The organism is Azospirillum sp. 11R-A, from assembly GCF_049472615.1.
In the GTDB taxonomy this organism is placed as follows: Bacteria; Pseudomonadota; Alphaproteobacteria; order Azospirillales; family Azospirillaceae; genus Azospirillum; species Azospirillum palustre.
The window spans coordinates 176,117-183,576 of the sequence record NZ_JBCEBL010000013.1 but is presented as its reverse complement, the minus strand read 5'-3'; the positions used below and the strand labels follow the sequence as shown (position 1 = coordinate 183,576).

Annotated in this window: 4 protein-coding genes and 1 pseudogene; 3 read left to right on the top strand and 2 right to left on the bottom strand. The window is 69.4% G+C overall.

All coding sequences use genetic code 11. The features are described from left to right. Positions 1 to 802 (top strand): annotated as a pseudogene (locus VH569_RS19040) (aldehyde dehydrogenase (NADP(+))); the annotation flags it as partial. 35 nt (positions 803 to 837) lie between these two features. Here VH569_RS19040 and tcuB read toward each other — a convergent pair. Further along, a complete protein-coding gene (gene tcuB / locus VH569_RS19035; RefSeq protein WP_423317014.1) occupies positions 838 to 1,962 on the bottom strand; it encodes a tricarballylate utilization 4Fe-4S protein TcuB in 1,125 nt (374 codons plus the stop codon). Next, positions 1,949 to 3,319 carry an FAD-dependent tricarballylate dehydrogenase TcuA gene (tcuA, locus tag VH569_RS19030; RefSeq protein WP_423317013.1) on the bottom strand — a complete coding sequence of 457 codons (1,371 nt, stop codon included), beginning with the start codon at positions 3,317 to 3,319 and terminating at the stop codon, positions 1,949 to 1,951. Before tcuA ends, tcuB begins: the two co-directional genes overlap by 14 nt. Positions 3,320 to 3,824: 505 nt before the next feature. Here tcuA and VH569_RS19025 point away from each other — a divergent pair. After that, on the top strand, positions 3,825 to 4,478 hold the full coding sequence (locus tag VH569_RS19025; RefSeq protein ID WP_423317011.1) for a cytochrome C: 654 nt from the start codon (positions 3,825 to 3,827) through the stop codon (positions 4,476 to 4,478). Then, positions 4,475 to 7,459, top strand: a complete 2,985-nt coding sequence (locus tag VH569_RS19020) for a TAT-variant-translocated molybdopterin oxidoreductase (RefSeq protein ID WP_423317010.1) — start codon at positions 4,475 to 4,477, stop codon at positions 7,457 to 7,459. The genes VH569_RS19025 and VH569_RS19020 overlap by 4 nt, the downstream gene beginning before the upstream one ends. Position 7,460 lies beyond the last annotated feature (1 nt).

Genomic DNA, 7,460 nt, shown 5'->3' with positions numbered 1-7,460 from the left:
ACCGATCCCGGTCTATGCCGAGATGAGCAGCATCAACCCGGTCTTCCTGATGCCTGCGGCCCTGGCGTCCCGCGCCGAGGCGCTCGGCAAGGCGTTCGTGGCGTCGCTGACCATGGGCGCCGGGCAGTTCTGCACCAACCCCGGCATCCTGCTGGATGGGCCGGACCTCGACCGCTTCGTCGCCGCGGCGGTGGAGGCTCTCGGCGGCAGCGCCGCCTCGACCATGCTGACGCCGGGCATCCATGCCGCCTTCGACAGCGGCGTCGCCAAGCTGGCCGGCAGCGGTGCGGTGACGACGCTGGCGCGCGGTCTGGCCTGCAGCGGGCCGAACCAGGCGCAGGCGGCCTTCTTCACCACGACGGCGGACGCCTTCCTGGCCGACACGGAGTTGCAGGAGGAGGTGTTCGGCGCCGCCTCGCTGCTGATCCGCTGTGCGGACGTGGCGGCGATGACGGCGGTGGCGGAAAAGCTGGAAGGCCAGCTGACGGCGACCTTGCAGATGGATGGGGCGGACAAGGCCGCGGTGGCCGGGCTGATCCCGACGCTGGAGCGCAAGGCCGGCCGCATCCTGGCGAACGGCTGGCCGACGGGGGTTGAGGTCTGCCACGCGATGGTGCATGGCGGCCCGTTCCCGGCGACCTCGGACCCGCGCAGCACCTCGGTCGGCACGCTGGCGATCCGCCGCTTCCTGCGTCCGGTCTGCTACCAAGACATCCCGGCAGACCTGCTGCCGGAAGCCCTGCGCGACGGCAACCCGCTCGGGCTGTGGCGCCGTGTCGATGGCGAGCTGGGACGCGGCTGATCCATTGACGAGGTGGAACGGCGTGGCGGGGGGTTTCACCCTCTACCCCGCTGCTCCATCGCAGCGCGCAGGAGGGCGGCGAAGCGGAAGGGTGCGTGCAGGGACTTGCTGTAGGGCAGCGTCGCGAACCAGCCGAGCACGAGTCCCAGATGGACCAGCAGTAGCGGTCCCATCGCCGCCGTCTCGCGCAGAGCCAGCAGCCCCAGGCCGCTAGCCGCCACCAGAAACAGCAACGCCAGCAAGGCACAGTCCGCACCGGTGAGGTTCGCCGCCACCGGTGCGGGATCGGCGCGCAGCTTCAGCAAAGCCAGACCTGCCGTGCCGATCACCATGCCGACCCCGCCAAGGCTGCCGAACAGGACCGGCAGGCTTGTCAGCGGATAAGGCGCCGGCCACCCCAGCAGATGGTCATACACGGTTGCCACGCTGGTCGAGGCGAAGCAGAGCATCACCCCGTAGAACAGCGCATGATGACAGCGGCGACGCGCCTGGGAAAAGTCTTCATCCCGGTCGTTGCAGCCGACCCCGCCGCCGCCGAGATTGCGCAAGGTGGCGGCGTCGGACAGGGCATCGCGCAGCGCCGGCAACAGCGGCACGCCGGCCGGCGCCGGTCCCATGCCGCGCCAGAAGGATGCGACGCTGAAGCCGATGGCGAGCAGCGACCATAGCATCGCCCCCCCGGCGACCCCGGCAATAACCCGCCACGGCACCAGCCGGTAAAAGGCGCCGGGCCCCGACTGTCGCCCGAACAGCGTCTCCGTCGGGACCCACAGCAGGGCCGGAACGACCACGAGGGCGACCGCCGACAGGATGATGGCCGCCATGACGGCAACCGCGGGCCATCCCGCATGGGGCAATCGTCCCCTGAGCAGCGGTGGCCAGACATGATCGCGGTAGGACTGCTGCCGGACCAGACTCAGGCTTTTCGGCAGGTTGAGGTCGAAGGCGTGGGGCGGCGCGTACTGGCAGGCATGATAGCAGGATCGGCAGTTGTGGCAGAGGTTGGACAGGAAGGTCAGATCCTCCGCCGACACCAATCGTCGTGATTTCAACGCGGGGAAGACGGCGCAGTAGCCGTCGCAGAACTGGCAGGCGTTGCAGATGTCCAGCGCCCGGCGGGCCTCCGCCGCGATCCGCTGCGTATCGTCAGCGCAGGGCATGAGTTGCGGCCTCCCGACCGGCGATGCGGCCGAACACGGTGCCGATGGTCATGGCGCTCCCCGCCAGATAGCCCGTTCCCAGGATGTTGGGCGCCATGATGACTCCGGCGGCATGGACTCCGTCGATGGCCGTCCCGTCCGGCCGCAGCACACGCGCCCGCCCATCGACCCTCACCCCCAGGCAGGTGGAGGTGACGCCGGCCCGAACCGGGTAGGCGCCGAAGGGCGGAACCGTGATCGGTACGGCCAGCCGGGTCTTCGGCGGATCGATGCCCGCCGTCGTGCCGCCGCCGGTGACCGCAGCGTTGAAGGCCGCCACCGTGGACTCCAGCGCCGGCGGACCGATGCCCAGAGCCGAGGCCAGCCCGCCGATGCTGTCCGCCTGGATCGCCGGGAAGATGGAGGGCTGGAACCGCCCGGCAATGGCGGAATCGAAGACCGAAAAGGCGACGGCACCGGGACAGCGGGCCACCAGCTCGCCCCAGGTCGTGTAGCGCGACGACCCGACGACCGCCCCTTCGTCGGCGAAACGCCGGCCATCCCGATCCACGACGATGCCATGGGGAAGCCCGTCCAGCCGCGTGACGATGCCGCCGTCGAACAGCGGAGCGCGGCCATCCACCGCCACCATATGGCAGCGGTCGGCCGCCCCCACCGGGTCCGCGCCATCCTCCAGCAGTGCCTTCAGCGGGACGCCCGTCGCATGCGGGGTGCCGCGGATCGTGAAGTCGCCGGCGGCCCCACCCCACTGCTGCCGCAGCCAGCCGAGATCGGCCTGGAATCCGCCGGAAGTGACGACGAGCGCTCTTGCCCGGATGGCGATGTCCACATCGCCGACGGTGACGGCCGGTGGCCCGTCCCGCAGATGCAGCGCGCGCACGGCGCTGTCGTAGCGGACGACGACGCCTAGCGCTTCCGCCGCAGCGTAGAGCGCATTGATCAGGGCTTTCCCCCCGCCCAGGAAGAAGGCGGTCTTGCGGGAATAGGGCAGAACCTCGTCGGTGCCGCGGTGAAACCGCACGCCGTTGCCGGCCAGCCAATCGACGATGTCGGCGCTGGCGTCGATAAATTGGCGCGCCAGCCCGTCATCGACGGAATTTACGGCAGCCCCGGCCACCCGTTGCAGGTCGGCATGGTAATCGTCGGCCGGATAGTACCCCCGCACCCACGGTGTCGGCGCGTCGTGCATGACCCGCATGTTGCGGGAGTGGCGGGCGTTCCCTCCGCGCAGCGACTTAGGAGCGGCCTCCAGCAGCAGGACCGACGCACCGGCCCGGCGGGCCGCGATTGCGGCACAGAGCGCCGCGTTGCCGCCGCCCACCACCAGAACATCGCAGTCGCACGAAACACAGGTCATCGATCCGTCGCAGCAGAAGGCGGTCCGCCCCCGGTCTGCCGGACGAAGCCTGGAAAACATGGCTTTAGCGCCGGACGGCACCGCAGGGGAAGAGCCGGCACCTGCGACACAGCGCAGCGGCCACCGGAAGGCGCCTATGTCCCGATCTTCCGGTCAGTCCACCCTTTGCCGAACGTACCGCCGATCCGCGCTGTCCACAGCGCTTCGGAAAACTGTCCAATTGGCGCGGAAGGGCTGGGGCAGTCGGGCTAGCCCGACGACGGCATGGAACCTGACGGCGAACGGGCGCTTGTAGCGATGGGGTGGCGCGCAGACGCCCGCCTGCAGATGGCCGCCCCCCACCAACGCCCGCCGCTCCGGGTTCGGGCTCCGCCTGAATCCCGCCGACGACCGACCCGAGCAGCTTTGCGTCTGCTGGGGCGGACAAGTCAGGGAGACGCAAGCCATGGACAGACGCCGCCCTCTCCAATCGGCCGCTCCGGCGGCGTGACGGGGGGCCTGAGCCATGCCGGGTGTCTTCAGCCCCACCGCCAACATCCTGACCAAACTGGTGCTCTACACCCTGCTGGCGGGATTGGTCACGCTGGTCGGCGGCGCGTGGTTCTTTCCCAACACCACCTATGCGACGCGGGTCGACATCGTGCAGCCGCAGCCGGTTCCCTTCAGCCATGAACATCATGTCGGCGGGCTGGGACTGGACTGCCGCTATTGCCATACGTCGGTGGAGGTATCGGCGAATGCCGGCCTCCCGCCGACCCACACCTGCATGACCTGCCATTCGCAGATCTGGACCAATGCGGATCTGCTGGCCCCGGTGCGCCAGAGCCTTGCCACCGGAACGCCGATCCGCTGGAACCGGGTCAATGCGCTGCCCGACTACGTCTTCTTCAACCACAGCATCCATGTCGCCAAGGGTGTGGCCTGCACCACCTGCCACGGGCCGGTGGACAGCATGCCCCTGACCTGGAAGGGAGCGAGCCTGCGGATGAGCTGGTGCCTCGACTGCCATCGCGATCCGGCCCCGAACCTGCGCCCGAAGGAGGCGGTGTTCGACACCGACTGGAAACGGACCGCAACAACTCCATCCGGCGAGCAGCTGATGGCCCGCTATCACATCCATCCCGAAACCCTGTCCGACTGCTCGGTGTGCCACCGATGACGGCGCGGGAGGAATTGGGGCGGGAGGAGCTGGCCCGGCACATCGAAGACCGGCTGACCGGAAAGAGCGGCCGGGCGCTGTGGCGCAGCCTGGACGAGCTGTCGCGGGAGCCGTCCGTGCTGGAGATGCTGCGCGCCGAGTTCCCCGGCCTGCCGGTTCCAGCCGACGCACGTGTCGGCCGACGCCGGCTGCTGGAGCTGATGGGCGCCTCCTTCGCTCTGGCCGGGCTGTCGGGCTGCGGACCGGGAGAGGCGTCGGAGACGGCGATCCCCTATGTGACGATGCCGGCCGGGCTGGTGCCCGGTGTCGCCCGCCATTTCGCAACGGCGGTCACCCGCGGCGGCTATGCCGACGGGGTGCTGGCAATCCACCAGATGGGGCGCCCGGTCCAGCTGGAGGGCAATCCGGACCATCCCGCCAGCCTGGGCGCGCTCGATCCGATCATCCAGGCCAGCATCCTCGATCTGTACGATCCCGACCGCTCGCGAACCGTGCTGAAAGCCGGACGGGCGGCGAGCACCAACGGGATGGTCAAGGCGCTGGTCGACCGCCTGCCCGCCCTGGCGGCGCGCGGCGGCGGCGGGCTGCGTCTGCTGACCGGCACCGTCACCTCCCCCACGCTGGCCCGGCAGATCGGGGCGCTGAAGCAGCGTTTTCCGGCGATGCAGTGGCACCGTTGGGAGGCCGACGGGCGCGACACGCTGCGGGCCGGTGCGGTGCTGGCTTATGGGCGGCCAGTGGACACCGTGCTGCACCTCGACAGGGCGAAGGTGATCCTGGCGGTGGAGAGCGATTTCCTCGACAGCGCGCCTGGGCACCTGCGCTACGCCCGCGACTTCGCTCGCCGCCGCCGTGCGGCGGAGGACGGACGGCCGGAGGAGATGAGCCGACTTTATGCGGTGGAAAGCTCGCCCACCCTTGCCGGTGCCCGCGCCGACCACCGTTTCGCGGTTCGTCCGGACGAGGTAGAGGCGGCGGTGCGTGCGCTGGCCGCCGAGCTTGGCGCCGGGCCGGCGGAGTGGCGGCAAGGTGCTCCCGGCTGGCTGGCTGCCGTCGCCCGCGACTTGTCCGCCAATCGCGGCGCGGCGCTGGTTCATGCCGGGCCGGCACAGCCGCCTGCCGTCCACGCGCTGGTGCATGCCATCAACGATGCCCTGGGCGGACCCGGACAGACGGTCAGCCACATCGAGCCAGTGGAAGCCGATCCGGTCGACCATGCCCAGTCGGTCGGAGAACTGGCCGCCGATATGGCGGCCGGCACGGTCGACACGCTGCTGATCCTGGGCGCCAACCCGGTTTTCACCGCGCCCGCCGACCTCGACTTTGCCGGCGCGTTGGGAAAGGTGCCGCTGTCCATTCATCTCGGCACCGCGGTGGACGAGACCGCCATGCTCTGCACATGGCATGTGCCGGAGGCGCATGAGCTGGAGCGCTGGGGCGATGCGCGGGCCTTCGACGGCACGGCTACCATTCAGCAGCCGCAGGTCCAGCCGCTTTGGGGCGGCTGGTCGCCCCAGGAACTGCTGGCGGTCCTCGACGGAGAGACGCGGCCCGACGGTTACGCCATTGTCCGGCAGAGCTGGATGGAACGCTTCCAAAACAAAGGCGATGCGGAGGATCTGTGGGCAGAGGCCCTGCGCATGGGCGTGGTGCCGGACAGCGCCGCCGCACCGGCTTCCGTTTCGCTGTTGCCCGGCTTGGCGAACCGCCTGCCCCCGGCATCGGCACAACCAGACGGCACGCTGACCGCCCTGTTCCGGCCGGACCCGTGGCTGCGCGACGGGCGCACCGCCAATCTCGGCTGGCTACAGGAACTGCCGCGGCCCTTCACCACCCTGACCTGGGACAACGCCCTGCTGATTGCACCGGCGACCGCGCAGCGGCTGGACCTCAAGAACGAGGATGTGGTGGAGGTGCACACCGCCGTCGGTCGGCTTCGAACGCCGGTCTGGCTGCTTCCCGGCCATGCCCCGGACTGCGTCACCCTGCCCTTCGGCTTCGGGCGCCGGATCGTGGGCCGGGTCGGGCGCGATGTCGGATTCGATACTTTCCCGCTGCGGACCTCGGCCAGTCTTTGGCAGTTGCCGGGAGTGGAACTGCGCAAGACCGGGGAAACCCACCGGCTGGCCGTTACCCAGCACCACCAGATGATCGACTCGCCCGACGTGGTCCGCCACGCCACGCTGGACGAGTTCCGCCAGGATCAGGGTTTCGCCAAGCGCAGGGAACCGGAGCACTCGCTTTATCCGGATTACGAGTATCCGCGGAACGCCTGGGGCATGGCGATCAACCTGAATGCCTGCATCGGCTGCAACGCCTGCACTGCTGCCTGCCAGGGCGAGAACAACATCGCGGTGGTCGGCAAGGAGGAGGTGCTGCGGAACCGCCAGATGCACTGGATCCGCATCGACACCTGGTACGAGGGCGAGGCGGCGGCCCCGGAGCAGACCCTTTTCCAGCCGATGACCTGCATGCATTGCGAGAACGCGCCCTGCGAGGTCGTCTGCCCGGTCGCCGCCACCATGCACGACGCCGACGGGCTGAACGTGATGGTCTACAACCGCTGCGTCGGCACCCGCTTCTGTTCCAACAACTGCCCGTACAAGGTCCGGCGTTTCAACTACTTTAATTATTCCGGCGACGACAACCGGCTGTCGATGTCCTGGAACCCCGACGTCTCGGTCCGGGCCCGCGGCGTCATGGAGAAATGCACCTACTGCATCCAGCGCATACGCAACGCCCGCATCGTCGCAGACCGCGAGAACCGGCCGATCCGCGACGGCGAGGTGAAGACCGCCTGCCAGCAGGCCTGCCCGGCCGAGGCCATCGTCTTTGGCGACCTGAACGACCCGGACAGCGCGGTCAGCCGGCGCAAGGCGAGCCCGCTGGACTATGGCGTCCTGACCGAACTGAACACCCGACCACGCACGACCTACGAGGCGCGGCTGCGCAATCCGAATCCCGAGATCGGGGAGGCGTGAG

Coding starts and splice junctions, on each gene's coding strand:
- tcuB (WP_423317014.1), bottom strand. CDS start 1,962: ATGCCCTGCGCTGACGATACGCAGCGGATCGCGGCGGAGGCCCGCCGG.
- tcuA (WP_423317013.1), bottom strand. CDS start 3,319: ATGACCTGTGTTTCGTGCGACTGCGATGTTCTGGTGGTGGGCGGCGGC.
- VH569_RS19025 (WP_423317011.1), top strand. CDS start 3,825: ATGCCGGGTGTCTTCAGCCCCACCGCCAACATCCTGACCAAACTGGTG.
- VH569_RS19020 (WP_423317010.1), top strand. CDS start 4,475: ATGACGGCGCGGGAGGAATTGGGGCGGGAGGAGCTGGCCCGGCACATC.